This window comes from Cupriavidus oxalaticus, from assembly GCF_038900635.1.
GTDB lineage: Bacteria > Pseudomonadota > Gammaproteobacteria > Burkholderiales > Burkholderiaceae > Cupriavidus > Cupriavidus oxalaticus_B.
This window is the reverse complement of sequence record NZ_JAYMRX010000008.1, coordinates 243,215-267,390: the sequence shown is the minus strand read 5'-3', so window position 1 is coordinate 267,390 and position 24,176 is coordinate 243,215. Positions and strand designations below refer to the sequence as shown.

27 protein-coding genes are annotated in these 24,176 nt (G+C 68.0%); 18 read left to right on the top strand and 9 right to left on the bottom strand.

Features of this window, described 5'->3' with window-relative positions; translation table 11 throughout:
• Nucleotides 1-1,272: 1,272 nt before the first annotated feature.
• From VSR71_RS16110 to VSR71_RS16100, 3 genes are all read left to right on the top strand, one after another.
• Nucleotides 1,273-1,566, top strand: coding sequence for a hypothetical protein (locus VSR71_RS16110; protein ID WP_342914849.1), 294 nt, complete (start codon nucleotides 1,273-1,275; stop codon nucleotides 1,564-1,566).
• Between the two features lie 175 nt (nucleotides 1,567-1,741).
• Nucleotides 1,742-2,650 carry a 2-hydroxy-3-oxopropionate reductase gene (locus VSR71_RS16105; RefSeq protein WP_342914848.1) on the top strand — a complete coding sequence of 303 codons (909 nt, stop codon included), beginning with the start codon at nucleotides 1,742-1,744 and terminating at the stop codon, nucleotides 2,648-2,650.
• A 42-nt stretch (nucleotides 2,651-2,692) separates the two neighbouring features.
• Nucleotides 2,693-3,577 (top strand): DMT family transporter, encoded by an 885-nt coding sequence (locus tag VSR71_RS16100; protein WP_342914860.1) that lies wholly within the window; start codon nucleotides 2,693-2,695, stop codon nucleotides 3,575-3,577.
• A gap of 158 nt (nucleotides 3,578-3,735) precedes the next feature.
• Here VSR71_RS16100 and VSR71_RS16095 read toward each other — a convergent pair whose 3' ends face one another.
• Both VSR71_RS16095 and VSR71_RS16090 read right to left on the bottom strand, forming a co-directional pair.
• The gene (locus VSR71_RS16095; protein ID WP_342914847.1) at nucleotides 3,736-4,329 is read right to left on the bottom strand and encodes a flavin reductase family protein; all 594 of its coding nucleotides are present in this window, start codon (nucleotides 4,327-4,329) and stop codon (nucleotides 3,736-3,738) included.
• Nucleotides 4,326-5,504 (bottom strand): acyl-CoA dehydrogenase family protein, encoded by a 1,179-nt coding sequence (locus tag VSR71_RS16090; RefSeq protein ID WP_342914846.1) that lies wholly within the window; start codon nucleotides 5,502-5,504, stop codon nucleotides 4,326-4,328. Before VSR71_RS16090 ends, VSR71_RS16095 begins: the two co-directional genes overlap by 4 nt.
• A gap of 147 nt (nucleotides 5,505-5,651) precedes the next feature.
• Between VSR71_RS16090 and VSR71_RS16085 the strand changes: the two genes are divergently transcribed.
• Nucleotides 5,652-6,656 carry an AraC family transcriptional regulator gene (locus tag VSR71_RS16085; RefSeq protein WP_133095187.1) on the top strand — a complete coding sequence of 335 codons (1,005 nt, stop codon included), beginning with the start codon at nucleotides 5,652-5,654 and terminating at the stop codon, nucleotides 6,654-6,656.
• A gap of 86 nt (nucleotides 6,657-6,742) precedes the next feature.
• On the opposite strand, the gene VSR71_RS16080 is transcribed toward VSR71_RS16085, so the two are convergent.
• The gene (locus VSR71_RS16080) at nucleotides 6,743-6,886 is read right to left on the bottom strand and encodes an entericidin A/B family lipoprotein (RefSeq protein WP_029044501.1); all 144 of its coding nucleotides are present in this window, start codon (nucleotides 6,884-6,886) and stop codon (nucleotides 6,743-6,745) included.
• Between the two features lie 263 nt (nucleotides 6,887-7,149).
• Between VSR71_RS16080 and VSR71_RS16075 the strand changes: the two genes are divergently transcribed.
• The 4 genes from VSR71_RS16075 to VSR71_RS16060 all read left to right on the top strand — a co-directional run bounded on the left by VSR71_RS16075 (nucleotide 7,150) and on the right by VSR71_RS16060 (nucleotide 10,854).
• Nucleotides 7,150-7,431: a DUF2188 domain-containing protein gene (locus tag VSR71_RS16075; protein WP_342914845.1), complete on the top strand. Its 282-nt coding sequence runs from the start codon at nucleotides 7,150-7,152 to the stop codon at nucleotides 7,429-7,431.
• Nucleotides 7,432-7,598: 167 nt separating this feature from the next.
• Nucleotides 7,599-7,796, top strand: coding sequence for a hypothetical protein (locus VSR71_RS16070; RefSeq protein ID WP_342914844.1), 198 nt, complete (start codon nucleotides 7,599-7,601; stop codon nucleotides 7,794-7,796).
• Nucleotides 7,797-7,956: 160 nt separating this feature from the next.
• Nucleotides 7,957-8,286, top strand: coding sequence for a hypothetical protein (locus VSR71_RS16065; RefSeq protein ID WP_342914843.1), 330 nt, complete (start codon nucleotides 7,957-7,959; stop codon nucleotides 8,284-8,286).
• Nucleotides 8,287-8,463: 177 nt separating this feature from the next.
• A complete protein-coding gene (locus tag VSR71_RS16060; RefSeq protein ID WP_342914842.1) occupies nucleotides 8,464-10,854 on the top strand; it encodes a VTT domain-containing protein in 2,391 nt (796 codons plus the stop codon).
• Between the two features lie 21 nt (nucleotides 10,855-10,875).
• On the opposite strand, the gene VSR71_RS16055 is transcribed toward VSR71_RS16060, so the two are convergent.
• Complete coding sequence (locus VSR71_RS16055) at nucleotides 10,876-11,358, bottom strand: DUF1579 domain-containing protein (RefSeq protein ID WP_342914841.1); 483 nt, start codon at nucleotides 11,356-11,358, stop codon at nucleotides 10,876-10,878.
• Between the two features lie 156 nt (nucleotides 11,359-11,514).
• Nucleotides 11,515-11,889, bottom strand: coding sequence for a DUF2880 domain-containing protein (locus VSR71_RS16050; protein ID WP_342914840.1), 375 nt, complete (start codon nucleotides 11,887-11,889; stop codon nucleotides 11,515-11,517).
• A gap of 159 nt (nucleotides 11,890-12,048) precedes the next feature.
• Here VSR71_RS16050 and VSR71_RS16045 point away from each other — a divergent pair, with 159 nt between their 5' ends.
• The 3 genes from VSR71_RS16045 to VSR71_RS16035 all read left to right on the top strand — a co-directional run bounded on the left by VSR71_RS16045 (nucleotide 12,049) and on the right by VSR71_RS16035 (nucleotide 13,841).
• Nucleotides 12,049-12,540: a flavodoxin family protein gene (locus VSR71_RS16045; RefSeq protein ID WP_342914839.1), complete on the top strand. Its 492-nt coding sequence runs from the start codon at nucleotides 12,049-12,051 to the stop codon at nucleotides 12,538-12,540.
• 90 nt (nucleotides 12,541-12,630) lie between these two features.
• On the top strand, nucleotides 12,631-12,903 hold the full coding sequence (locus VSR71_RS16040; protein ID WP_209757891.1) for a hypothetical protein: 273 nt from the start codon (nucleotides 12,631-12,633) through the stop codon (nucleotides 12,901-12,903).
• An 80-nt stretch (nucleotides 12,904-12,983) separates the two neighbouring features.
• A complete protein-coding gene (locus VSR71_RS16035) occupies nucleotides 12,984-13,841 on the top strand; it encodes an SDR family NAD(P)-dependent oxidoreductase (RefSeq protein ID WP_342914838.1) in 858 nt (285 codons plus the stop codon).
• A 63-nt stretch (nucleotides 13,842-13,904) separates the two neighbouring features.
• Here VSR71_RS16035 and VSR71_RS16030 read toward each other — a convergent pair whose 3' ends face one another.
• Nucleotides 13,905-14,969 (bottom strand): BON domain-containing protein, encoded by a 1,065-nt coding sequence (locus VSR71_RS16030; protein WP_342914837.1) that lies wholly within the window; start codon nucleotides 14,967-14,969, stop codon nucleotides 13,905-13,907.
• 267 nt (nucleotides 14,970-15,236) lie between these two features.
• A complete protein-coding gene (locus VSR71_RS16025; protein WP_342914836.1) occupies nucleotides 15,237-15,449 on the bottom strand; it encodes a hypothetical protein in 213 nt (70 codons plus the stop codon).
• 199 nt (nucleotides 15,450-15,648) lie between these two features.
• On the opposite strand from VSR71_RS16025, the gene flhC reads away from it, so the two are divergent.
• The 3 genes from flhC to VSR71_RS16010 all read left to right on the top strand — a co-directional run bounded on the left by flhC (nucleotide 15,649) and on the right by VSR71_RS16010 (nucleotide 17,991).
• Nucleotides 15,649-16,212 (top strand): flagellar transcriptional regulator FlhC, encoded by a 564-nt coding sequence (flhC, locus tag VSR71_RS16020; protein ID WP_342914835.1) that lies wholly within the window; start codon nucleotides 15,649-15,651, stop codon nucleotides 16,210-16,212.
• 135 nt (nucleotides 16,213-16,347) lie between these two features.
• Nucleotides 16,348-16,743 carry a hypothetical protein gene (locus VSR71_RS16015; protein WP_342914834.1) on the top strand — a complete coding sequence of 132 codons (396 nt, stop codon included), beginning with the start codon at nucleotides 16,348-16,350 and terminating at the stop codon, nucleotides 16,741-16,743.
• Nucleotides 16,744-17,112: 369 nt separating this feature from the next.
• Nucleotides 17,113-17,991: a lipid A biosynthesis lauroyl acyltransferase gene (locus tag VSR71_RS16010; RefSeq protein ID WP_342914833.1), complete on the top strand. Its 879-nt coding sequence runs from the start codon at nucleotides 17,113-17,115 to the stop codon at nucleotides 17,989-17,991.
• A gap of 16 nt (nucleotides 17,992-18,007) precedes the next feature.
• On the opposite strand, the gene VSR71_RS16005 is transcribed toward VSR71_RS16010, so the two are convergent.
• Nucleotides 18,008-18,856: an IclR family transcriptional regulator gene (locus tag VSR71_RS16005; protein WP_342914832.1), complete on the bottom strand. Its 849-nt coding sequence runs from the start codon at nucleotides 18,854-18,856 to the stop codon at nucleotides 18,008-18,010.
• A 112-nt stretch (nucleotides 18,857-18,968) separates the two neighbouring features.
• On the opposite strand from VSR71_RS16005, the gene VSR71_RS16000 reads away from it, so the two are divergent.
• From VSR71_RS16000 to VSR71_RS15985, 4 genes are all read left to right on the top strand, one after another.
• Nucleotides 18,969-19,739: an enoyl-CoA hydratase/isomerase family protein gene (locus tag VSR71_RS16000; protein WP_342914831.1), complete on the top strand. Its 771-nt coding sequence runs from the start codon at nucleotides 18,969-18,971 to the stop codon at nucleotides 19,737-19,739.
• 10 nt (nucleotides 19,740-19,749) lie between these two features.
• On the top strand, nucleotides 19,750-20,961 hold the full coding sequence (locus VSR71_RS15995; RefSeq protein WP_342914830.1) for a CoA transferase: 1,212 nt from the start codon (nucleotides 19,750-19,752) through the stop codon (nucleotides 20,959-20,961).
• Between the two features lie 13 nt (nucleotides 20,962-20,974).
• Nucleotides 20,975-22,141, top strand: coding sequence for an acyl-CoA dehydrogenase (locus VSR71_RS15990; protein WP_342914829.1), 1,167 nt, complete (start codon nucleotides 20,975-20,977; stop codon nucleotides 22,139-22,141).
• A 63-nt stretch (nucleotides 22,142-22,204) separates the two neighbouring features.
• Nucleotides 22,205-23,197, top strand: a complete 993-nt coding sequence (locus tag VSR71_RS15985) for a tripartite tricarboxylate transporter substrate binding protein (RefSeq protein WP_342914828.1) — start codon at nucleotides 22,205-22,207, stop codon at nucleotides 23,195-23,197.
• 11 nt (nucleotides 23,198-23,208) lie between these two features.
• Here the strand turns inward: VSR71_RS15985 and VSR71_RS15980 are convergent, their stop codons facing one another.
• Nucleotides 23,209-24,093 carry a LysR family transcriptional regulator gene (locus VSR71_RS15980; protein WP_342914827.1) on the bottom strand — a complete coding sequence of 295 codons (885 nt, stop codon included), beginning with the start codon at nucleotides 24,091-24,093 and terminating at the stop codon, nucleotides 23,209-23,211.
• Between the last annotated feature and the right edge of the window lie 83 nt (nucleotides 24,094-24,176).

Here is a 24,176-nt window from a genome sequence, read left to right as displayed (position 1 = left end):
CCGCCGGCGCTCCGGCCCCGTCAACACTTCCACCAATTCCTGCTTCGTTTTAGTCATAAACACAGTCGTATGCCTACCCGCTATTGTAAGTGGGGGACTGTGTCCGGCGATTCAGGGGGCCGCTCCATGCGGGAGGCACGTTGTACGTCTTCAGAGTGGCCTCGGCCTTTTGTGCAAAAGCGCGCACGGCCTCTGCGTGCCCCCGTTCTGTCTCCTTCTTCAGATCCAAATCCGCCCGCATTCACGGGTGAAGTTTGGGTTGACGACCTTGCTGCCGTATTCATCGAGGATGCGATAGGAGTGGTAATCAACGAGATGCAGAATAGGCTGGATTTGCCCCATCTTCTTCTTTGCCTTCTGCCACCAGCCTGGTGACACTAATCGTCGAAAGGAGCTTGACAGCTCCGGCCCGTTTAACATGTGACCATTATGTTGCATGTTGCCTACTGGCGACGATCCCCCCTAGCGAGGCATGTGTCTACCCCGTACTTCTCGCGCGACGGTGCCGCGGTCGCTCCACCCATGGATGTCCGCCGATTTTTCTAAGCATGGAGGCCCTTACACCGGCTTGGGTCAGAGCAAAATCGGCCTGGCGACAAGCCGGTTGCGGTCAGGTCGAACAACTTAGGGGGTGACGCTTGAAGAGTGTGCGCTAACCATCATTTCAGTATGCAACCCCGTTTCTCTGGCAATCGGCGTCGGGCCGGTGATGGCGCGCGAACGTCGTAGCCTTGGGCCTTGGTCGTTGTGCCCACGTAATCTGGAACGCCGAATTCGATAGCCTTGCGTAGGCTGCGGCGCTTCCTCATTGACCGGCAGTCCCATAGTTGAGACGGCTGTAACCAATTGTTTAGTAAGGGGAATATGGATTTGGTGTTTGGCTGGCCGGTTCAGAGTTGAGTGAACAAAGTTCAACGTTGCGTGAATCTCAACATTTGGCTTTCGGCCCAGTTGGCCTGAGCCGGCGAGTGATGACCTGAAGAAGGTGTTTCGTGACCCAGAGTGCGCCCGCATGGGAGCGCATCCCATTGGAAATAGCGAGATACCCCAAGTGCCGATCTAGACAGTTCATGCAACCGTGAAGAAGGTTCAACGGTAAGCCGACACCAGTTCGCCGGCGCCAGCGCAAACTTCCAATTTTTCTGTCACGGTTTTCCACGAATTGTGTCGCCAGTCGCACCAATTGTGTCACCCGACAAGACTTTTCTTGCATCCCTGAGAATACTGTATATATTTACAGTAACTGTATGGATGAACAGTAGGAGTCTGGCCATGGAACACCTGATCCGCGTGCAAAACGACTACGACCGCCAGGTGCTGGCCTGGCTGCGCGGGCGCATCGGCGATGCCGCGCTGCAAACAGTGGCGCTGCGCCTGGGACGAGAGCGCAAGCCCTATCTGTCGACGATCTGCCGCAGCCTGGGCATCCGGCCGCCCAGCCGGCGCCAGTTCGCCGCCGAGGCCACGCGCATGCACCGGACCGTTGGCGACCAGTACCTGGCCCGCATCCGCGAGATCCTGGGCCAGCGTCCGGGCGATTCGGCCAAGGACGCCGCATTCCGCTGAGTTCGCCGGCGCGGCGCACCAACGGGCGATAGCCCCGTTGCCAGCACTGGCGCGGGGCTTTTTCTTTGGTCCGGCCGGCGCACCTGTCCGCAGCCATGTCAGCGTGCGACTGACTATGATCAGAGTTATGCGACCGCCCAAGCGCGGCGCTCCGACGCAACCACCGGACACTGTCATGAGCAAGATCGGTTTTATCGGGCTTGGCGTGATGGGCAAGCCCATGGCGCAGCACATCGTCGACGGCGGGCATACCGTGTTCGCCCATACCCGCAGCGGCGTGCCGCAGGCCCTGCTGGACGCGGGCGTGCATGCCTGCAGCAGCGCCGAGGAACTGGCGCGGCAATCGGAAACCATTATCCTGATGCTGCCCGACACACCGGATGTAGAGCAGGTGCTGTTCGGCAAGGAAGGCGTCGCCGACGGACTTGCCGAGACCGCGGGCGGCGTCACGGTGATCGACATGAGTTCGATCTCGCCGATCGCCACGCGCGAGTTCGCGCGCTGCATCGAGGCGCTGGGCGTGGACTATGTCGATGCGCCGGTGTCCGGTGGCGAAGTTGGCGCCAAGGCCGGCACGCTGTCGATCATGGCCGGCGGCAGGCAGGAGGTATTCGACCGCGTGCTGCCCCTGCTGCAGTTGATGGGCAAGAACATCGTGCGCGTAGGCGAAGTCGGCGCGGGCCAGGTGGCCAAGGTGGCCAACCAGGTGATCGTGGCCCTGACCATCGAGGCCGTCGGCGAGGCACTGGTGCTGGCCGCGCGCGCCGGCGCCGATCCCGCGCGCGTGCGCGAGGCACTGTTGGGCGGCTTTGCCAGTTCGCGCATCCTCGAGGTCCATGGCGAACGCATGATCAAGCGGACTTTCGATCCGGGCTTCCGCATCGCCTTGCACCAGAAGGACCTGGAACTGGCGCTGTCGACCGCGCGCCAGCTGGGCGTGGGCCTGCCGAATACTGCGTCGTGCCAGCAGCTGTTCAATGTCTGCGACGGCCTTGGTGGAAGCGGCTGGGACCATTCCGCGCTGGTGCGGGCGATCGAGCACCTGTCGTCGTTCGCCATCGGCGACACGCCGCCGGCGGCCTGAGCGCCGGCCGCTATGCCGAGCATGCATACCCCCCTGGCCCGCGTGCCGAGTGCGAACACCGTCCTGCTGACCACACTGGCCATGCTGGCTTTTGCCGGCAATTCCCTGCTATGCCGGATGGCGCTGGAAGGCACCACCATCGATGCTGGCAGCTTTACGCTGGCGCGCGTCGCCGCGGCGGCCGCGGTGCTGTGGATCATCGTGGTGGTGCAGCACCGCCTGCTGCGAGCGGACACGGAGGCACGGTTTCCGCCGCTGGCTGGCAACTGGGTCTCCGCGCTGGCGCTGTTCTGCTATGCCGCGGCGTTTTCGTTCGCGTACCTGCGCCTGGGCGCCGGCACCGGCGCGCTGCTGCTGTTCGCTGCCGTGCAGGCCACCATGACGGGCTACGGGCTGGCGGCCGGTGAGTCGCTGCGCATGCAGCAATGGATCGGCCTGGCGCTCGCGCTTGCCGGGCTGGTGTGGCTGCTGCTGCCGGGGCTGGCCACGCCGCCGCTGTTTTCGTCGCTGCTGATGATCCTGGCTGGCGTCGCCTGGGGCATCTATTCGCTGCACGGCCGGCGCAATGCCGATCCGGTAACGACCACGGCCGGCAATTTCCTGCGCGCAGTACCGCTGGCGCTGGCGCTGGCCGCGGTGATGCAGGCGCAGCGTTCGCTGGACCAGGCGGGCCTGGTGTACGCGCTGCTGTCCGGCGCGGTGACGTCCGGGCTTGGCTACGTGGTCTGGTATGCGGTGGTGCCGCGCCTGCGCGCGGCCACCGCCGCAACGGTACAGCTGAGCGTGCCGATCATCGCCGCGGCAGGCGGCATCGTGCTGCTGGATGAAACGCTGACGCTGCGGCTCGCCGTCAGCGCGGTGGCCGTGCTCGGCGGGATCTCGCTGGTGATCGCCGGCAAGGCCCGCGGAGCGCGGGTGCTGCGCTAGTGTCCTGTTCCGGAAATAGCTTGCCAAACTGAAATCGTCCAGTTGGCCGTCAGGCTAGGCGCGAGGAGGCGCCATAGCCGTAGCTATGGCAACGACGAGCAACGACGCATGGCGGACAACTGGGCGATTTCAGGGTGAGCTACTTGCGGGACAGGACACTATGCCGCGCCGGCGTCGATGCGCGCCATTCCTTCGCCGAAACCGCCGCCATGGAACACCAGCGGCGCACCCGGCGCGGTGCCATAGGCCACTACCTCGACCACGAACACCACGTGGTCGCCGAGGGAGCGCACCGAGCGATGCCGGCAGATGAACGTCGCCAGCGCGCCGGCGAGCAACACCGTGCCGCACGGACCGGGGCTGCAGTCGACGTCGGCAAAGCGGTCGATGTCGCGCTCGGCAAAGCGCCGGCACAGGGCCAGCTGCCCGCTGCCGAGCACGTTGATCGCATGACAGGGCGCGGCGCGCAGCGCCGGCAGGCTGCCGGAAGCGCGCGCCAGGCACCACAGCAGCAGCGGCGGCGCGAGCGATACGGAAGTGAAGGCGTTGATCGTCACGCCCACCGGCCGGCCCTCCGCATCCGCGGCGGTCACCACCGTCACGCCGGTGGCGAACTGCCCGAGCGCGTCGCGCAGCGCGCGCCGTGCCCGGGGGTCGTGGCCCATGCCGCCGGAGGCCCCGCCCAAGTCATCGCAGCCGCTGTCGTTGCAGGCCTCGGTGGCATACGGCAGCGGGGCCAGTGCGGGCATCATTGCGCGGCCTGCCGCACCTCGCCGGGAGGCGCATCAATATCCAGGCCCAGCGCCATGCGTCCCGCGTACTCCTGCTGGGCACCGGCCTGCAACGGATGAAAACGCGCGCCCTGCGCATCGCGGAAGCGGCGCTCCAGCCCGGCGTCGCGATAGAAGCCGGCACCGCCGGCCAGATCCATGGCCGCTTCCACGGTCGCCAGCACCGCGCGCGCCGCCAGCGTGCGCCCGCACATGATGCGGTTGGTGGTCACCGCCCCCGGCGCCTGCCCCGATGCCGCGTCGAACATCGTGTCCAGCGCCATGCCCGCGGCTTCCGCTTCGTTGCAAAGGCGGCCGGCCGCTTCCACCGCATGCGCGTTCAGGCGCCGCTGCCGCGCCAGTTGCAGGGCAATGTCGCGCGCCGCTTCGGCAATGCCTACGTAGACCGCATAGATCAGCGGCAGCGCAATCATCGAGACGGTATGCATCATCGGATGCCACATGCCTTGCGGACGGCGCGCGGCAACGGCGGTGTCGGGCACCAGCACGCCTTCGAGCAGCACATCGTGCGAGCCCGTGCCGCGCATGCCCAGCGTGTGCCAGTTCGACATCACACTCACACCGGGGCTCTTCATGGGCAATGCGAAATGCAGCACCGTGGGCCCGGCTTCGGGGTCGTCATACACCGCGCAGGTCATGAACAGGTCCGCCACCGGCGCGCCGCTGGCGAAGATCTTGCGCCCGTCCACGCGGAAACCGCCATCGACGCGCGTGGCCTTGCCGCTGCCCTGCAGCCAGTCCGAGCCACCGCTGCCCAGCAACACCATCTGCTCGCCCGCCACGCGCTTGAGCAGCCCTTCCACCGGCGCCTTCTGGTTGCGCCAGCGCCATGCCGCCGTGGCCACCGGGTGCGTGTGCATGGCAAAGGCCAGCGCGGTCGATCCGCAGTACTTGCCCAGCTCCCGCAGCACGGTGCCAAGCTCCTGGTGCGACAGGCCGGCACCGCCCAGCTCCTGCGGCACGGCGGCGGCAAAGAATCGGTGCGCGCGCAGGTCGTCGTAGTTGGCGCTGACGAACTGCCCGCTCGCGTCGATCTCAGGGGCGCGGGTGTCGAAGGTGCGGCCCAGCGCCGCGGCAAGTGCGAGCCAGTCGGCCTGCGCACCTGCGCTGGCATCGGGGGCGGTAACTGTTTCCATGGTGTTGTCTCCGGCTTGTCTGATCCGTGCCCGGCTGCCGTTGTCCGGCCCGTAGCACGGTGCTAGTATCGGAGCCCGGTCCCCTTGCCCGTATGATCGGGCGTCCGGCTTTCTTGCGCGAAACACCGGATCTGGAGGAAAGTGACCATGGATGCCTTGTCCGACCTGCTGCGCGCCGTGCAACTGAGCGGCGCGGTCTTCCTCAACGGCGAATTCAAGTCGCCGTGGTGCCTGGTGTCTGAAGCGGATGCTGAATTGCGCGCGGCCTTCCTCCCCGGCACCGATCGCGTCGTTTCCTACCACCTGATTACCGAAGGCGTGTGCTGGGCCCGTCTTGTCGGAAGCACGGGGCCAGGCGTGCGCGTCGAGTCCGGCGAGCTGCTGGTGGTGCCGCAAGGCGAGCCGCACGTGCTGGGCAGCGACCTGCACCTGCAGCCGGTGCAGTCCGCGCCGCTGGTCGCGGACATGCTGCGCAACAGCCCGGGCGAAGTCATGCGCGTGTCGTATGGCGGCGGTGGCGAGACCACGCGCATGGTGTGCGGCTTCCTCGGGTTCGACGACACCATGGGCAACCCGCTGCTGACCTCGCTGCCGCGCCTGTTCAAGGTGGGACTCGACAACGGCATCGAATCGGCGTGGCTTGCCACCGCGCTGGCCTTCGCCACCTCGGAAGCCGCCGAGCCGCGAGCGGGCACCGCCACGGTGCTGGCCAAGCTGTCTGAACTGCTGTTCGTGCAAGCAGTGCGGCGCTGCATCGACACGTTGCCGGACAACGAAAGCGGCTGGCTCGCCGCGCTGCGCGATCGTTACGTGGGGCGTGCGCTGTCGCGCATGCATGCGCGCCCGGCCTATCCGTGGACAGTGGATGAACTGGCCGGCAACGTCGGGCTGTCGCGCTCGGCGCTGGCGCAGCGCTTTACCGACCTGCTCGGGCAGCCGCCGATGCAGTACCTGGCGCACTGGCGCCTGCGCACCGCGGCGGCCGAACTGCGCAGCGGCAACCGCTCGATCGGCGAGATCGCCGGGGCGGTCGGCTATGACTCCGAGGCGGCGTTCAGCCGCGCCTTCAAGCGCGAGTTCGGCCTGCCTCCGGCAAGCTGGCGCCGCAGCCGCACCGACGAAGAACGCGTGGCGGTCACGGCCGCGCACTAAACGCCCCCAGGAATTCCCTGCGAACGAAAACGGCCCGTGCCTGGAGCACGGGCCGTTGGCCTCTGAACCTGCGATCGGCAGGCGAATTACATTTTCTGCTTGGTGTTTTCCGCCGCGCCTTGCACCTTCTCGCCGCCGCGTTCGATATCCTTGCCTGCACCGGCCATGGTGTTGCAGCCCGTGACCAGCATCACGCCAGCGAGGGCAAACAGTGCGAATAGCTTTCTCATGACGATCTCCTTGCTTCGTGTGGAAGCGGCATGCGCCGCCAGGATGGAATAGCTCGGGATGGCTTGACCGGGCAGCTTCATGCCCAACCGGCAATTGGATCGTAGCAACCGCCAACCGCGCGAAAAGTCGGCCTTCGTCCTACCCCGTTGTCAGCCGACGGCGCGACATGCCGGCGCGGTTGTAGGACAGCGACCGATACCCGCGCGGCGAGGCTTCGCTTAGAAATGTAGGTCCACACCTGTCCACTTCCCGGGAGACCGCCATGACGTCACGCAGCATCCACGTGCTTCCTGCCGCCACCGACAACGACAATGCCGCCCGCGAAGGCGAATGGGCCCTGACCATTCAAGGCATGGATGGCATGGGCGATGACGAGGAAGCCACGGCGCTGCACTTTCCCACCCAGGAAGCCGCCATCGCCGCAGGCTGGATGCGGGCGCGCCAGGACGGCGTGTCGCTGTGCATCCATGGGCGCGACGGCCTGGTGCGCGAGCGCAGGATTTACTGCCGCGATCCCAGGGCCATGTCCCGACTGGGGCATTGAATCCGGTACGGCGGGCCGGATACGCGGCCCGCACCCGGCATTTTGCGCCAGCCTGCAATAGTTCATTGCGCAATCAACATTGAGTCAGATCAACGGCGCGGAAATCGCTGCATGCAATTGACGGCTTCAGTGCCAATACTAAGACCAGGCACTTACAGAGACCCGTCATGTCCCGAATCCTCAGGTACCGTCCTCTCGACATCTATACCGACCCGCTCGAGGCCAGGATCGCCGAACTGCACGAACTGGCTACCGACGTGCATGCCAGGCAGGCCCGCAGATGGCGCCGCCAGAACGCCGGCGCCGGGGTGGCCGGCGGCCCGGACCAGCGGTTTCCGTACGGCAACCCGCAAACCCGGCACTGAGGCCTTCCCATGCTTTAAAGGCCTTCCCACGAAGCGCCTCAGAATGTGAACAAGTGTCATATCGGGTTGGCAAAGATATGACCCCTGCGAAAGAATGGATTCCCGCATCCTGATGGCCCGAAAGGGTCAGGCAGGTGCTCCCATCCTCTGACGCAGCGACATGGATCGAACCACCCGGGAATGCGTGCTGGCGCTGATGAGCTGCCTGCGTGTCAAGGGGCCAATGCCCCGGCACCGGCTTGCCGCCGCCAGCCGTCTTAGCGCCGCGGAACTGACCCGCGCCCTGAAATCGGCCCGCCAGATGGGCGTCGTCTCTTACGCGGGCGAGCCAGACGTAGCCGCCCAGGCCGACAGCTTGCTGGTACTGACCGGCAGGCCGTTGCCGCCGCCGCGCAAGGTCACGCCGGCCACACGCGACAACACGCCCCATTTCCAGCCGCTGCTGGACGCCTGGGGCATCGCCCGCCCGGCGCGCCGCCACGTATCGTAAGAATTGCCGGCGCCACATGCGCCGGCCGTGCGGTTCTTACAAAGGCAGCAGCGCGCCCCCCCCCCGTCAATCCGTGGCGCGCCTTTCCCATGGCGGCAACGGTCTGGCGCCTCCCGACCCTGCGCTCCGGTATGGAACTTGCGCGACGCTTGAGGCTTATCCCCTTGAGCGCGCGACATGAGTCCATCGAATCCGCCTGGCACCCCGACGCAGCCAACGCCGGACACCCCGCGTGAACTGCAGGAACCGCCCCCCTTTACGCTGGAACCGGGGCGCAACTGCTGGCGGGTCGAGCATTGCCAGCGCTTTGCCATGCTCGTCGACGGCGACGCCTATTTCCGTGCGCTGCGCGAAGCGTTGCCGCGCGCCGAGAACACCATCTTTATCCTGGGCTGGGACATCGACAGCCGCATGGAACTCGTGCCCGCAGGTGCGCAGGACGGCCTGCCCGAAGGGCTGCGCGACTTCCTCTGCACGCTGGCCGACCGCCGTCCCGAACTGCGTATCTACATTCTGAGCTGGGACTACGCCATGGTGATGGCGATGGAGCGCGAATGGCTGCCGTCGGCCAGCGCGCACTGGCAGGCGCACCGACACCTGTCGTTCCGCCTCGACGGCAACCATCCCCCGGGCGCCTCGCACCACCAGAAGGTGGTGGTGATCGACAGCAAGGTCGCTTTCGTTGGCGGGCTGGACCTGACGCTGCGCCGCTGGGACGACAACAGCCACGCGCCAGGCGCGCCGCTGCGCGTTGCCGAAGGCAAGTCCTATCCGCCTTTCCATGATGTCCAGTGCGCGCTCGATGGCCGGGCCGCCGCCGCGCTCGCCATCCTGTGCGCGGGGCGCTGGCTGCGCGCGACGGGCCGCAGGCCGCGTCCGCCGGCGGCAACATCTTCGGATCCCTGGCCGCCCAGCCTGGCGCCGGAACTGACCGACGTGCGCGTCGGCATCGCCCGCACCATGCCGGTGTGCGAGGACGAGCAAGGCGTGAGCGAAATCCGCATGCTGATGCGCGACGCTATCGCCTCGGCCCGGCACAGCATCTACATGGAAAACCAGTACTTCAGCTCGGGCGTGATCGCCAAGGCGCTGGCCGGACGGCTGGGGCGCGAGGACGGCCCGGATATCGTTCTGGTATCGCGGCGCAACGAAAGCGGCTGGCTGGAGGCGCACAGCATGGGCGTGCTGCGCGCGCGCCTGTACCGGCGCCTGCGCGCGGCGGATAGCGGCGACCGCTTCCACCTTTATTGCCCGACGATCCCCGGGCTGCTGCCGGAATGCGTCAACATCCACAGCAAGGTCACGGTGATCGACGACGATTTCCTGACCATCGGCTCATCCAATCTCAGCAACCGTTCGCTGGGACTCGACACCGAGTGCAACGTGGTGGTGACCTCGGGCGGCGACCCGCGCGTGCGCGAGGCCATTTCCGCCATGCGGGCCCGTCTGCTGGGCGAGCACCTGGACGTCGCGCCCGAGGCATTCCAGGCCAAGGTGGCCGAAACGCGCAGCCTGCTGGCGGCCATCCGCGCGTTGCAGCGTAGCGATGGCCGCACGCTCGAGGACTACGCGCCGGTGTTGCCGGACGACCTCGATGCCGCCTCCCCGGCCGACCACCTGCTCGACCCGATCGAGCCCATCGACAGCGACCAGGTACTGGCCGAGTTCGTCAGCCACGAAGCGCGCCCGCGCGTGATGGGCCGTGTTGGCGTGATGGTGGCCCTGGCGCTGGCGCTGGCGGGGCTGGCCTTCGCCTGGCGCTATACGCCGCTGCGCGAATGGGCGGATTTCCGCGCACTGCTGGGCGTGGTCGAGCGCCTGGACGATATGCCCATGGCGCCACTGGCGATGATGGGGGTATACCTCGCCGGGGCCGTGACCATGCTGCCGGTGACGCTGCTGATCCTCGTGACCGTGGTGGTGTTCGGGCCGCTCTACGGCGCCGCGCTGGCGCTGGGCGGCACCCTGCTGAGCACCGGCGCGGGCTACCTGGCGGGCCGCCTGCTCGGCCGCAATACCGTACGCCGTTTCGGCGGCCGGCGGCTGAACCGGGTCAGCCACCAGTTGGGCAGGCACGGCGTGCTGGCGATGGTGGTGCTGCGACTGGTGCCGATCGCACCGTTCTCGCTGGTCAACCTGGTAGTCGGCGCCTCGCGCATCAGCCTGCGCGACTGCCTGGTGGGCACGGCGCTGGGGATGCTTCCGGGCATCGCAATCTCGGCCTTCCTGGTCGACCGCGTTGCCGCCGCGGCGCGCAACCCGGGGCTGGCGACTTTTGTCCTGCTGGCGCTGGTGCTGTTGCTGCCGGCATCGCTGCTGCTGTTGCTGCGGCGCCGGCGCCGGCGCAATGCCGAACGCCGCAAGGCGGCACGGCACCGGCCAGTGAATCAGCAGGACAGCCAGCCAGGCATCCAACCAGGCATCCAACCGGGCAGCCAGGCAGGCAGCGAAGCAGGCAGCCAACTGGACGGAAACCAGGACAGCCAGCACGACGACCAGCATCGCGGACCAGGCGGTCCGGGGCGCCGGATGGCGCGCGTCGCCCACGCGGCGGGCGAGCGCACCTGAGCGTCAGGAACGGGCGTTGCGCTAGCGCTTGCGGCGGTAAGTGGCCTTCATGATCTCGGTCCACTCGCCGTTCTCGCCCTGCATGAACGACGTCAGCGTCCGTTCGTTGTCATCCTTGAAGGCGATCACATCGCGGTACTGGACCGTGCGGCCATTGCCCGAACAGTCAGGTCCCTCGGCGCGCAGCGTCAGTTGCTGGCCGCCGGCATCGAGGTCGCCCTCGTAGACCCACAGGTGGGTCATCATCGAGCCGATAAAGGTACCGACAAAATGCTTGCGCACCGGGTCGTAGCCCAGCGTCATCACGGTGGTGGCGGGGCCGCAGCCGGGCATGTCGCCCTGCGCCGTGCCCTGTACCCAAAGCTCGCCAATACCGGTCACGCGCTCGGGGATCTGCCACTTCTGCACAGGCTGATCCGGTCCCATCACGGCCTCGCCTTCGGCCATCCATTCGCCCACCAGCCGTTGCAGCCAGCGATGTTCCTTCTGTGCTTCGGTCTTCATTCAGGGTCTCCTAGCGTTTGCGGCCACCACGCCCGGCACGGGCGTTTGTGGATGCCGTACACATAGATTAGCAAAGCAAATGGACAGCGTCCACATTTCTTTGCGGTACGCCGCGCAGGGCGGCAGTGCCCGGCTTCCCGGCCGGGCTGGCAGGACTTACTGCGGCAGCCGCACCTTGGGCACCACGAACTGGTTGCCTGGCGCGCGCATGACGTCGCACTGGACCTTGGCCTTGCGCACCGCGCCATCCTGCGCGAGGTACTCGACATCGCCCACCACGCTGTAGGCGTCTTCCGCGACCTTGCGGGTCTTGCCACTGACCCACTTGAAGCTGCCGGGGTTGGGCAGCGCGGCCTTGACCGCCTTCATGCAGGCGATCGGGGCTTCGGGGGCCTCGTCGCGCCCGCGCGGCTTTGGCGCCTCATTCCCGGCCTGCGCGGCTTGCACGGTCGCCGCGCAGCCAAGCGACAACAGCAGCACGAGCGCGGCGGACAGGGAACGCGGGGAAAGCGACGAGCGCGGCGAAAGCATCTTGGAGACTCCTGGACCGGGGGGCAAATACTGCACGGGCGCCACATTTTAACGCCGGCACCCTGCCGGTCAGTCCGCCGGCGCGTTGTAAAAGTTCCCAGGTCGCCACTGGCGCCCGGCGTGCTACAGTGACCCGCGCATCCTGACCTGCCCGCAAGCATGAAAACGCTGTTGATCGTCTACCACACCATGACCGGAGGTACCCGCCAGATGGCCGAGGCCGCCGCAGCGGCCGCGCGCACGCAGGAAGGGGTCGCGGTCGTGCTCAAGCGTGCGGCCGAAGCCGGCCCGGACGATGTGCTGTCCGCCGACGGCTACCTGTTCGCCACGCCGGAAAACCTCGCCGCCATCGCGGGGATGATGAAGGACTTCTTCGACCGCTGCTATTACCCCGCGCTGGACCGCATCAACGGCCGCCCCTACGCCACCATGATCTGCGCCGGCAGCGACGGCCAGAACGCGCTGCGCCAGATCGAGCGCATCGCCACCGGCTGGCGCCTCAATCCCGTTGCGCCCGGCCTGATTGTCTGCACGCATGCGCAGACGCCGGAACGCATCCTTGCGCCCAAGCGGATCGAAGCGGACGAGCTGGCGCGCTGCGCGGCGCTGGGCGAGGGCCTGGCGGCGGGGCTGGCGCTGGGCGTGTTCTGACCGGCCTGGAGCCTGTGCCAGCCTGGCTTCCGTCCGGGTACGGGATTTGCACCGACATGGCATCCGCCTAGCGTACCTGAGCGCCACGCCATGGAAGATCCCGAAGTCACTGCCGCGGAAGCCCGCCGCGATCCGCTGGACAGCACCGCCCGCGGCCCCATGCGCGTGGTCGAGGCGCTGACGCAGACCGCCCTGGTACTGATGGCGGCCACGCTCGCCTGGGTGCTGTGGCGGCGTACCGATGCCTTTGCCTGGTTCGGCTCGCTCGCCCCGGCGGCATGCGCGGCGCTGGCGCTGCTGGCGACGATCGTGGCACTGCTGGGCGTCTGGTTTGGCCTGCATGCCTGGCGGCGCGTGGGCTGATCCCGGCTGGCGCCATGTGTCGCTAAACCTTACAACGTGGCGGTAAGAATGTCCTCCGCTGCCCGTCCCCGGAGGCCATCGTGGCTGATACTCCTGCTCCATCCCCGGCCCGCACCGGCCTGCTTGCCGTGGTCACCGGCGCCTCGTCAGGCATTGGCTACGAGCTGGCGCGCTGCTGCGTGCAGCACGGCTACGACCTCGTCATCGCCGCCGATGAGCCGCAGATCGAAGTTGCCGCCGCGCAACTGCGCGACGAGGGTGCCCAGGTGGAGGCGATGGTGGCTGATCTCTCCACGCCGGCCGGCGTAGAGCAGTTATGCGCGGCCGTCGACAGCCGCCGGGTCGACGTGCTCTGCGCCAATGCCGGCCGCGGCCTCGGCCACGCGTTCCTGGACCAGGACTTTGCCGAGATCCAGCGCGTAGTGGAAACCAACGTGACGGGTACGGTCCACCTGTTGCACCGCGTGGGCCAGCGCATGCGCGAGCAGCGCAGCGGACGCATCCTGATCACGGGCTCGATCGCCGGCTTCATGCCCGGCACCTACCAGGCGGTGTACAACGCCACCAAGGCGTTCCTGGATTCATTTTCGTACGCGCTGCGGCACGAATTGCAGGGCAGCGGCGTCACCGTGACCTGCCTGATGCCCGGCGCGACGGAGACCGAGTTCTTCGAGCGGGCCGACCTGCTCGACACCAGGATCGGCCAGCAGAAGAAGGCCGATCCGGCAGATGTCGCACGCAGTGGCTTCGATGCGATGATGCGTGGCGAAGGCGAGGTCATTACCGGGTGGCAGAACAAGCTGCGTGCGGCGATTGCCATGGTCACGCCGGCCGACGTGCTGGCCGAGCAGCATCGCCGCATGGCGCAGCCGAGCAGCGAGGCAGACGATCGATTGCCGCCGGAGGAGCCACCTGAAGAAAGGCGCCGCGACGCCTGACCCTGGCGGCAGAGGGGCCGCGCCAGCGGCGCTGCCCCCCTTCCCACCTCATGGCACGGGTAGTCAGATGCGCGTCGTGCCGCCGGTGCTGTCCCGGCCGGCACCCGGGCCGCCACTGCCCGCCTCCATGCCGCCGCCATAGCTGCTGGCGGTCGACCCGGTCGCGCTGCCCGCGCTGCTGACGCCGCTGACATGGCCGCGCCCGCCCGCGGCGGAGCCGGTGCGCCGCGTATCCCCTACACCCTCGGAAATGCCCGAGACGCCGAAGGGTCCGGCCGCGCCCATCCGGATCCCGTTGTGGACCTCGCGTACGCCAAACACGTCATCGGCGATGTCTTCGATGCAGTATTTCTCGCGGCGATCGCGCACGTTGCCGCTCAGCCGCACGACGCCACCCTCCACATCGACCTCAACGTCCTGCACGTCAACATGGCGCGCATGGGCCAGGCGCTCGCAGATTTCTTCGCGGATACGCTCGTCGCTGCGCTGGTAGCCCTTCGGGCCGACGCGGTCGCGCCCACGCAACGGCTGGCCGTACCTGCCTCCGCCCGGGCCACGTGTACCGAAATCGCCGGCGCTGCGCCCGGCCGAACCCGGCCGCTCGGACATGCCGGTCCGGCCGGCGTCGTCCTCGTCCCAGCCGCTCTCCAAGCCATAGGAAGAGGTGGACGACGACGCGCTGCGCGCCCGGCGCGTCTGCGCGCCCGGTGAGGCGTAATCGGAAGTGCCATAGCCCTGTTCATATCCGCTTCGGCGCGAGCTCATGCCGCCGTCGCGGCCGGTCATGGCCTGGCCGCCGCGGCGGCTTTCGCCCCACTCGTCACGCACGTTGCCGCCCTGGTCCGAGCCGCTGCCGCGCCACGCTTCGTCGTCGTCCCACGGCGCGCGCTTGCCGGAACGCTGCCAATCGCCACCGCCCTGGCGGCTGCCGTAATAGCCTTGCCCGCGCAAGTCGTCTTCGTGGCGCTGGCGGCCTTCGTATCGCCCCTCGCCGTAGTCGCGGGCCGGTCCGCCCGACTGCCCATAGCGTCCTTCGCCATAGCCGCGCGGGTCGTCAGAGCGTTCACCGTGCGGCGCCTCTTCGTCGCGCCACCACGAGCCGCTGCCTTGATTCCGGAATGGATGCATGGTTGGTCTCCTGCCGATCGGAACTTGAAAGGGAACTGCGGCACCGCATGCAGCCGCAACGCACCGCTTGCCAGAGGGCGCAAGTTCCGTACCACTGTGGCGGGCATCTCGCGCCGCCGCACGCGGCTTGCAGTTCACGCCGGCGCAAGACAACACAACGGCGGGCGCCCTGTAAAAAGCGCCCGCCGTTGTAAGGCATCCTTGCGATGCCTGGGAGACTCAAAGGTCCGTCCGAGGTCCGGCACGGATCCCCGATGAAGCCTCGCCTCAGGCGGCGAGTGACTCCGCAAAGCCCAGCGTGGATTCGCCGCCGTTCTGGTCGTCCTGCATGATCAGCCCGACGCCACACCGCTTTGCCGCGGCTTTGCCGATATTGACGGCGACATCCCGATCCTCGCAATGAACCAGGCCCTTGCGTGCACTTTCGACAGTCAGTTCCCAGCCTTGGGGCGTCTGCCTGATGAGGAAGTTCGCAGCCATGGGTCGCTCTCCCTGAGTCGTTTACGTGTTCTTGAAGCGTAGCGCATGGGTACCCGGGCAAAATCGGCGTCCGTCCTATAGCGTGTGGGCACTTCTCCTACACGCCCGATCCAAAAGCGCCTCTTGATGCATATCAGAGTTACAACTGAGCGAAGCTACATAAAATCCATCGCAATTTAGCGAGACAACTCAGGAAGCGATGAATTTGCGCACTGCCGCCCCACCGCCCTCCGGCAAGAGCGTGCTGCATGACGTGGAGCAAACCCAGCTGGCGATCGAACTGATCGGGCTGGGCGCGCGCCTGCAGGTGCTGGAATCGGCGCTGACATTGCCGCGCGGGCGGCTGGTCCGGCTGTACAAGGAACTGCGCGGGGTATCGCCACCAAAGGGCATGCTGCCCTTTTCGACCGACTGGTTCGTAAGGTGGCGGCCCAATGCGCATGCGTCGATGCTGCTCAATGCCTACCGCTTCATGCGCGACGCCGGCGGGCTGGCGGGTATCCACGCGGTACTGTCGGGCTACCGCGTCTACCGGGAGCAACTGTCCGTCACCGGCGAAACCGCGGAACTCAGCTTTACGCGCGCCTGGACGCTGGTGCGCTTCCACGAGAACGGCATGCTGCAGCTGGCGCGCTGCCGGCGCTGCGCAGGCAACTACGTGGTCCTCGCCAATGGCCGGCGCCGGCACTACGTTTGCGGCCTGTGCATGCCCCCCGCGCGGGCCGGCAAGGGCCGCAAGGCGGCCGCGCGCACGGTGGCCTGAGCGCGTTGGTGGCAGGCATTGTCTCCTGCCGCACTGTCAGCGCTGCCGCGGCCTCCCAAGATAGGCGAGTCAGCCAGACCGGCCAGCCGCGCGCTTGCACGCGGTCTTCACGATTGTCTTCGGGGAGCCCCGCCGATGTTCAGGATCAACCTGCTGTCCCGCATACTCGGCGCCGCGGCGCCAGCCCAGGCCGCCAACGATGCAAACCGCCTGGCGCCGGCGCATGCCATGCCCCCCGCGCCTGCCGTCACCGCGCCCGCCGCGCCGGTCTGCCCGGATCCGCTGGCCACCAGCCTCAAGACCCAGGGCGATGCCATGGTGCAGTATGGCGCGCGCCTGCTGGTGATACGGGAGCTGCTAGGCGCCCTGGCTGCCGGGCTGCCGCCGGCGGCTCAGGCCGGGGTGGAACGGCGCTTCCGCGTCCGCGTCGACCAGTTGCTGGCGCTGACTGACGACCGGGGCCTGCCGGCCGATTTCCACGACACCCTGCTGGCTGAAATCAACTATTACCTGGGCGAACTGAAGCGCTGAGGGGGCGCAGCACTTCAGCCATGCGCCGGCGCAGCCGTTAAGACTTGTGTCACGCAAGTGTGCGCGTTGCGCGGCGGGCACTTGTCGACGTTGTAACACCTCGGTACAAGCCAGCGTGCCGCAACGTGCTACAGTGCGCGCTCGCCCCGGGCCTGCGCAACTGTGCGCTATCGCCCAGGCGCGACATTTCCGACGCGCACACCGTGCGCGCCAGGCGTTGCCCATTGACGTCCCGGGCCGCCAGCCATCGCTCTTGCCGACCGCGCGCGCCCCGCCCGCCCTCGTCCGCCACCCGTCGTGGCGCCCAATCATCGCTGTGCAGCCGCGCGCCGGGACGCCGCGCTGCCGCCACCGCTCCACAGGATCCTCATGACCCAACGGCTCTGGGCCGCACTCGTCGTCGCTGTCTTCAAGCTATTTGCCGCGCTGCCTTATGGCGTGACCGCGCGCCTGGGAGACGGCATCGGCAAGCTCCTGTACCAGATTCCCAGCCGCCGGCGCCGGATCGTGCTGACCAACCTGGCCCTGTGCTTCCCGGACATGGATGAAGCCGCCCGGCATCAGCTGGCACGGCGCCATTTCGGCCATGTCATGCGCAGCTACCTGGAGCGCGGCGTGCAATGGTTTGGCGATGCAGAGCGGCTGGAGAAGCTGATCGAATTGGACAGCCGCATCGACCTGGCAACCTGCGCCGAGCAACCCACCATCTTCCTGGGTTTCCACTTCGTCGCCATCGAAGCCGGCTGCATGTTCTATTCGATCCGCCACCCGGTCGCATCGCTGTACACCAAGATGTCGAGCCCGATGCTCGAAGAGATCTCGCGCACCCAGCGCGGGCGCTTTGGCGCCGAGATGATCCCGCGCAGCGGCAGCGGCAAGCAGGTGGTGCGAACGCTGCGCGCCGGCTGCCCGGTGATGCTGGCCGCGGACATGGACTTCGGCCTGCCCGATTCGGTGTTCGTGCCGTTCTTCGGCGTGCCGGCGTGCACGCTGACGTCGGCCTCGCGGCTGGCCAGCATGACAGGCGCGCGCGTGGTGCCGTTTACCACCGAAGTGCTGCCCGGCTACCGGGGCTATCGCCTGCGCGTGTTCGAGCCGCTGGAAGGCTTTCCGTCCGGCTCTGTGGAGGAGGATTCGCGCCGCATGAATGCCTTCCTGGAAAAGCAGATCACGACCATGCCAGAGCAGTACTACTGGGTCCACCGCCGCTTCAAGAACCGGCCAGCCGGCATGGCGCCGGTGTACTGACCGGCGCTAGCTGGCGCTAGCCGCCGCCGGCGCGCTGCCACGCCGACTGGATATCGTCCATCAGCCGCGCCAGCTTGGCCGCATAGCGGGCGTTGTCGCGCCTGCGCTCGCTGGCTGAATACGGGAAGCTGATGTTCAGGCCATAGAGCTGCTGGTCGGGGCCACAGAACGCCGCGCCCACCGCCAGCAGGTGCCCTTGCTGGTAGGCGGCCGTACAGAAGCCGCGCTGCTGCGATTGCCTGATCGCCCGCAGCACGCGTGCGCGCATCGCCGGCCAGGCCCCTGCCTGACGCGCCGCAATGCCTGCCAGCAGGTCTTCCCGCACGCTGTCCGGCTGCGCCCCCATCCATGCCAGCCCAATCGATGTCAGCTCCATCGGCACGCGCGTGCCCGGCACCACGCGCCGCGTGCGCGAAACGCTGTCGCGGCTGTGCCGGATCGAGGCCAGGTACACCATGTCGAGCTTGTCGCCCACCGCCAATCCCACATTGACCTTGTCGGCCTCCGCCACCTTGCGCATCAGCGGCAACGCGATATCCGCGGCGCGGTTGGCGTGGCGGAAGGCATCGGCCAGGCTCAGCACCACCGGCGCGAGCCGGTAGGCGCGCTCGTTGACGTCGTAGCGCAGGAAGCTGGCATCCACCAGCGAGCGCGTCAGCCGGCTGACGGTCGGCCGCGGCAGGCCGGTGCGCGCCGCCAGTTCGGCATTGGTCAGGCTGGTGGTCCCGACGCGGAAAGCGCGCAGCAGTACCAGCCCCCGTTCCAGCGACTGGCTGCCGGCGGTGTCGCGGGTGAAGCGGCCGGTCTGGTGCGTGACGCGGCGCGTCGACACCGCTTCGGGCGCTTCGGGTGCTGGATGGGCCATCTCCACATAATTTCAGTAAGCGAAATCCGAGTATAGCGGCGAGGCGCCGCAGCGCGAATACTGTGTGCACCACCGGCCCTGCGCCGGCCCACACTTCAGAGGAGCGCCCCGCATGTCATCCGCCGCCGATATCCAGCTCAGCCGCGACGGCCACGTCGCCCGCATCGTGCTGTCCCGTCCGCCGCACAACTTTGTCGATGCCGAGGGGATGCGCCGGCTCGCGGATACCCTTCTGGCCCTGGACGACGATCCGGGCTGCCGCGCCATCGTGCTGGCCTCCGGAGTCAGCGCCTTCTGTGCGGGCGCAGACTTCAGCGGCGCTGGCCAGGGCGAAGTCGCCAACGACCCGGCTGGCTTCTACGTGCATGCGATGAAGCTCTACCGCAACCGCAAGCCCATCGTCGCCGCGGTGGAAGGCGCCGCCGTCGGCGCCGGGCTGGGCCTGGCACTGGTGGCCGACTTCCGCGTGACCTGCGCCGAGGCGCGCTTCAGCGCCAACTTCAACCGGCTCGGCTTCCACCCTGGCTTCGGCCTCAGCGTGACGCTGCCGCGGCTGGTCGGCGAGCAGCAGGCCGCGCTGCTCTTCTACACCGGCCGCCGCATTTCCGGCACCGACGCCGTCGCCATCGGCCTGGCCGACGAACTGGTGGCCAAGGCCGAAGTCAACGACCGTGCCATGGCGCTGGCGCAGGAGATCGCTCATTCCGCGCCGCTGGCGGTGGAGACCACGCGGGCCACACTGCGCGAAGGACTGGCGGACCGGATCGCGGAGGTCAACCAGCGCGAGCTGGCAATCCAGCGCGGGCAGTTCCGCAGCGAAGACTTCCGCGAAGGCGTGGCCGCGATGGCCGAGCGCCGCACGCCGGTGTTTCACCGCCGCTAAGGAGCCAGCCGTGGCTGAACAACACACCCATGCGCCCGCCGGCCCGCTCGACGGCATCCGCGTGCTGGACCTCACCGCGGTCGTGCTAGGCCCGCTGGCCACGCAGGTGCTGGCCGATTTTGGCGCCGACGTGATCAAGATCGAGGGACCGGAAGGCGACCTGATGCGCGCCAACGGCGTGTCGCAGCACGCCGGCATGAGCTCGATCTACCTGGCGCTCAACCGCAACAAGCGCTCGGTCGTGCTCGACCTGAAGACCCCCGAGGGCGCCGAAGCGCTGCGCGCGCTGATCGCCGGCGCCGACGTGCTGGTGCACAACATGCGCGTGGCGGCGATCGAGCGGCTGGGCTTTGGCTACGAGGCGGTCGCTCGCATCAATCCGCGCATCGTGTACTGCGTGGCGACCGGCTTTGGCCAGGACGGCCCGCACCGCGACAAGCCCGCCTTCGACGACATCATCCAGGCCGGCTGCGGACTGGTGGCGCTGGGTGCCGGCAATGGCGAGCGGCCGGAATACGTGCCCAGCCTGATCGCCGACAAGACCACCGGGCTGGCGCTGGCCAATGCCGTGCTGGCCGCGCTGCTGCACCGCGAGCGCCATGGCGTGGGCCAGTCGGTCGAAGTGCCGATGCTGGAGACGATGGCCGCCTTCGTGATGACCGAGCACCTGGGCGGCCTGACCTTCGAGCCCGCTCCCGCCGGCGCGGGCTATGCGCGGCTGCTGCAGGGCGGCCGCCGCCCCGCGCCGACGCGCGACGGCTGGATCTGCGCGCTGCCCTATACCGAGCGCCACTGGCATGCCTTCTTCCGCGCCGTCGGCCGCGACGATCTTGCCGACCGCTACGAAGTCGGCGACCGCGCGCAGCGCAATGCCAATATCCGCGCGCTGTACGGCCATCTCGCCGAGGTGACGCCGGAGCGCAGCACCGACGAATGGATGGCGCTCTTCGAAGCCCTCGACATCCCCGCCACGCCGATCTACGGCCTCGATGCGCTGGTCGACCATCCGCACCTGCGCGCCGTGGGCCTGTTCCAGGCCACGCAGCACCCCACCGAAGGCCCGTTGCGCGAAGTGCGCCCGGCCGCGCGCTTCTCGGCCACGCCGCTGTCGTTGCGCCGGCATGCGCCGGCGCTGGGCGAACACACCGCCGAAGTCTTGCAGGAAGCCGGCATCACCCCGCCCGCAGCGCGGGCTGGCACACCCGCCGGCGCCCAGGAATAACAAGGAGACACGCATGAATTTCCAGCTCGATGAAGAACACCGCATGCTCAAGGACCTGGTCGCGCGCTTCGTGCGCGAGCAGCTGATCCCGCTCGAGCCGGCGGTGCTGGCCCGCGAAGCCGGGGGCGGGCAGCACGCGCTGCTGCCGGAGGAACACGCGCGCCTTGATGGCCTGTCGCGCGAGCTTGGCCTGTGGGGACTGGATGCGCCCACCGAGATGGGCGGCGCCGACCTGCCCGTGGTGGCGATGGTCGGCGTCAACGAGGAACTCGGCAAGACCATCACGCCCTACGACCTGCCGCCGGATTCGCCCAACCTGCGCATGCTGATGCTGACCGCGAACGACGCCCAGCGCGAGCGCTACCTGGACCCGTATGCGCGCGGCGAAACGGTATCGGCCATCGCCATTTCCGAGCCCGGCGCCGGCGGCGACCCCGCCATGATGACCACGCGCGCCGAACGGGACGGCGACCACTGGGTGCTGAACGGCCGCAAGATCTGGATCAGCCGAGCGGCGCGCGCCGACTGGACCATCGTGATGGCCGTGACCGACAAGGCCAGGGGGGCGCGCGGCGGCATCTCGGCCTTTATCGTCGAGCGCGGCACGCCCGGCCTGCGCGTTGAGCGTCGCATCCCGATGATCGGCGGCCATTCCACCTATGAAGTCGTGCTGGAAGACTGCCGCATCCCCGCCACGCAGTTGCTTGGCACCGAAGGCCAGGGCTTCGCGCCGATGCAGGCGCGCCTGTCCACGCGCCGCGTGCAGATGGCCGCGTGGTGCATCGGCCGGGCGCAGCGCGCGCTCGACATGATCTGCGAGTACGCGCCCCAACGGCAGACCTTCGGCGCCCCGCTGGCACAGCGGCAGGCGATCCAATGGTGGGTGGCCGATGCCGCCACCCGCATCCACGCCTGCCGCCTGATGACCTACGAAGCCGCCAGCCGCATCGATGCCGGCGAAGAGGCGCGCACGCAGGTCTCGATGATCAAGGTCTTCGCCACCGAAATGGCGTGGGAAGTGATCGACCAGGCGATGCAGACCTTTGGCGCGATGGGCATGACCAAGGAACTGCCGCTGCAGCAAATGGCCAACGAGACCCGCCTGATGCGCATCTACGAAGGGCCCAGCGAAGTGCACCGCTGGGTGATCGCGCGCGACCTGCTCGGCCTGCGCCGCTGAGTCTGACCGACCGCTTGCACCGGCGGAGAACACGCCGGGCTTTTCCGACCGAAAGGAGACACCATGCAACAGCCTTACCGTTCGCGCCGCCGCTTCCTCGGGCTCGCCGCCGCGGCACTGGCAGCCGGCATCGCACCGCTGCCGGCGCTTGCCGCCGAAGATGCCTTCCCCTCGCGCCCCATGCGCTTCATCGTGCCGTTCCCGGCCGGCAGCGGCACCGACACCACCGCGCGCATGTTCGCCAAGAAGATCGGCGAGCTGACCGGTCACGGCGTGGTGGTCGAGAACAAGCCGGGCGGCAACGGCTTTATCGGCGTGCAGACCGCGCTGAACGCGCCGGCGGACGGCTACACGGTGTTCATCGGCAGCAACTCCACGCTGTCGACCAACGCCGCCACCTTCCGCAAGCTGCCGTATGACCCGCTGACGGATTTCGCGCCGATCACGCTGCTGTCGCGTGGGCCGTGCGTGGTCATCGTGCCGGTCGGCTCGCCCTACCGCACGCTGGCGGAATTGCTGGAAGGCGCCCGCAAGCGGCCCGGTGCGCTCAACTACGGCACGGGCTCGATCTCGTACACGCTGTACAGCGAATGGCTCAACGAACTGGCGAAGATCAAGACCACGCCGGTGCCGTACAAGGGCGCGGGCGATGCGATCAACGGCGTGATGGCGGCCAACGTGGACTTTGCCGTGGTCGATGCCACCGGCGCGATCGAACTGGTGCGCGGCGGCAAGATCCGCGCGCTGGCCTATACCGCGCCGCAGCGCTCGCCGCTGTTGCCGGACGTGCCGTCGATCGTCGAGGCCGGCCTGCCCGATTTCCTGGCCTACAACTGGGTGGCCGCGGCGATTTCCGCCAAGACCCCGCCCGCGGTGGTGAAGCGCCTGCAGGACCTGTTCACGCAGGCCGGCAACGCGCCCGACGTGCGCGAGTACTACACGCGCCAGTCGACGAAGCTGATCCTGTCTTCGCCGGCGGAAATGCTGCAGTACCAGAAAGACGAGATCGTGCGCTGGAAGCGGCTGGCGGCTGTGGCCAAGATCCCCCTGCAATAACTTTCAGTTGCTCAGCGGCTGTGCTCGCGCAGCAGCGTCGTCAGGCGCTGCGCCAGCGGCGACAGATACGCGCCGGCGCGGGTCAGCACGCCGATGCGCCGGCGCAGGTCCAGCTCCTCCACCCCCAGCGGCAACGCGCGCAGGCCGTGCTGCATGGCGTCGCCGCCGGCATTGGCGATGCTCAGCATCTGCGTGCCCTGCATCAGCGCGAACAGCGAGGTGCTGCCGAAATCGATCTCGACACGCGGCTGCGGCGCCGGCAGGCCGCGCTGGCGGAAGGCGGCATCGACCTGCTGCCGCAGCGTGATATGCGCTTCCGGCAGCAGCCATTCCTGATCGGCGAGGTCCGCCAGGCGCAGCTTGCGCCGACGTAATAGCGCGTGCCCCTGGTCGGCCACCACCACCAGCCGGTCGTCGAACAGCGGCTCCACCGCAAAGTCCGTCGAAGCCTGCACCGGCGCCACTGCGAGATCGAGTTCGCCCGCGGCGAGCAAGTCCAGCAGGTCACGCGCCAGCCGGCGCCGCAAGCGCAGCCGCGCCACCGGGCGCTCGCGCATCAGCTGTTGGCACGCGCCCAGGATCACGCCGCCCGGAATCGACGGCGAATAGCCGACGCGCAGCACACCCTGCTCGCCGGTGCGGATGCCGAGCATTTCCTTGATGCCGTCCTCGTATTCCAGCCGTATGCGCCGCGCCCGCTCCAGGAAGCGCGCGCCGGCGTAAGTGGCCGTCATGCCGTTGGCGGTACGTTCGAACAGCGGCAGCCCTGCCTGCGCCTCCACCCGCTGCACCGCCTTGGTCAGGGCGGGCTGGCTGATCCCCAGGGTCTCCGCCGCCCTGCCGATGCCGCCGTGCGTTGCCACGGCGAGGATGTATTCCAGGTCCCGCGTCTCCATTGCATCACATTCCTGATAGTTATGGCTATATAGCCATCGCCGCATTGTGGTGATGGGCGTCATCTTACAGACTTAGGCGCAGA

What these genes read in the sequence shown, in the direction of transcription:
- VSR71_RS16110 (WP_342914849.1), top strand. Translation starts at nt 1,273, where the DNA reads ATGGAACACCTGATCCGCGTGCAAAACGACTACGACCGCCAGGTGCTG.
- VSR71_RS16030 (WP_342914837.1), bottom strand. Translation starts at nt 14,969, where the DNA reads ATGCATCCATTCCGGAATCAAGGCAGCGGCTCGTGGTGGCGCGACGAA.
- VSR71_RS16060 (WP_342914842.1), top strand. Translation starts at nt 8,464, where the DNA reads ATGAGTCCATCGAATCCGCCTGGCACCCCGACGCAGCCAACGCCGGAC.
- VSR71_RS16105 (WP_342914848.1), top strand. Translation starts at nt 1,742, where the DNA reads ATGAGCAAGATCGGTTTTATCGGGCTTGGCGTGATGGGCAAGCCCATG.
- flhC (WP_342914835.1), top strand. Translation starts at nt 15,649, where the DNA reads ATGAATTTGCGCACTGCCGCCCCACCGCCCTCCGGCAAGAGCGTGCTG.
- VSR71_RS16095 (WP_342914847.1), bottom strand. Translation starts at nt 4,329, where the DNA reads ATGATGCCCGCACTGGCCCCGCTGCCGTATGCCACCGAGGCCTGCAAC.
- VSR71_RS16075 (WP_342914845.1), top strand. Translation starts at nt 7,150, where the DNA reads ATGACGTCACGCAGCATCCACGTGCTTCCTGCCGCCACCGACAACGAC.
- VSR71_RS16010 (WP_342914833.1), top strand. Translation starts at nt 17,113, where the DNA reads ATGACCCAACGGCTCTGGGCCGCACTCGTCGTCGCTGTCTTCAAGCTA.
- VSR71_RS16085 (WP_133095187.1), top strand. Translation starts at nt 5,652, where the DNA reads ATGGATGCCTTGTCCGACCTGCTGCGCGCCGTGCAACTGAGCGGCGCG.
- VSR71_RS16070 (WP_342914844.1), top strand. Translation starts at nt 7,599, where the DNA reads ATGTCCCGAATCCTCAGGTACCGTCCTCTCGACATCTATACCGACCCG.
- VSR71_RS16050 (WP_342914840.1), bottom strand. Translation starts at nt 11,889, where the DNA reads ATGCTTTCGCCGCGCTCGTCGCTTTCCCCGCGTTCCCTGTCCGCCGCG.
- VSR71_RS16090 (WP_342914846.1), bottom strand. Translation starts at nt 5,504, where the DNA reads ATGGAAACAGTTACCGCCCCCGATGCCAGCGCAGGTGCGCAGGCCGAC.
- VSR71_RS16015 (WP_342914834.1), top strand. Translation starts at nt 16,348, where the DNA reads ATGTTCAGGATCAACCTGCTGTCCCGCATACTCGGCGCCGCGGCGCCA.
- VSR71_RS16055 (WP_342914841.1), bottom strand. Translation starts at nt 11,358, where the DNA reads ATGAAGACCGAAGCACAGAAGGAACATCGCTGGCTGCAACGGCTGGTG.
- VSR71_RS15980 (WP_342914827.1), bottom strand. Translation starts at nt 24,093, where the DNA reads ATGGAGACGCGGGACCTGGAATACATCCTCGCCGTGGCAACGCACGGC.
- VSR71_RS16000 (WP_342914831.1), top strand. Translation starts at nt 18,969, where the DNA reads ATGTCATCCGCCGCCGATATCCAGCTCAGCCGCGACGGCCACGTCGCC.
- VSR71_RS15985 (WP_342914828.1), top strand. Translation starts at nt 22,205, where the DNA reads ATGCAACAGCCTTACCGTTCGCGCCGCCGCTTCCTCGGGCTCGCCGCC.
- VSR71_RS16080 (WP_029044501.1), bottom strand. Translation starts at nt 6,886, where the DNA reads ATGAGAAAGCTATTCGCACTGTTTGCCCTCGCTGGCGTGATGCTGGTC.
- VSR71_RS16005 (WP_342914832.1), bottom strand. Translation starts at nt 18,856, where the DNA reads ATGGCCCATCCAGCACCCGAAGCGCCCGAAGCGGTGTCGACGCGCCGC.
- VSR71_RS16065 (WP_342914843.1), top strand. Translation starts at nt 7,957, where the DNA reads ATGGATCGAACCACCCGGGAATGCGTGCTGGCGCTGATGAGCTGCCTG.
- VSR71_RS16025 (WP_342914836.1), bottom strand. Translation starts at nt 15,449, where the DNA reads ATGGCTGCGAACTTCCTCATCAGGCAGACGCCCCAAGGCTGGGAACTG.
- VSR71_RS16045 (WP_342914839.1), top strand. Translation starts at nt 12,049, where the DNA reads ATGAAAACGCTGTTGATCGTCTACCACACCATGACCGGAGGTACCCGC.
- VSR71_RS16040 (WP_209757891.1), top strand. Translation starts at nt 12,631, where the DNA reads ATGGAAGATCCCGAAGTCACTGCCGCGGAAGCCCGCCGCGATCCGCTG.
- VSR71_RS15990 (WP_342914829.1), top strand. Translation starts at nt 20,975, where the DNA reads ATGAATTTCCAGCTCGATGAAGAACACCGCATGCTCAAGGACCTGGTC.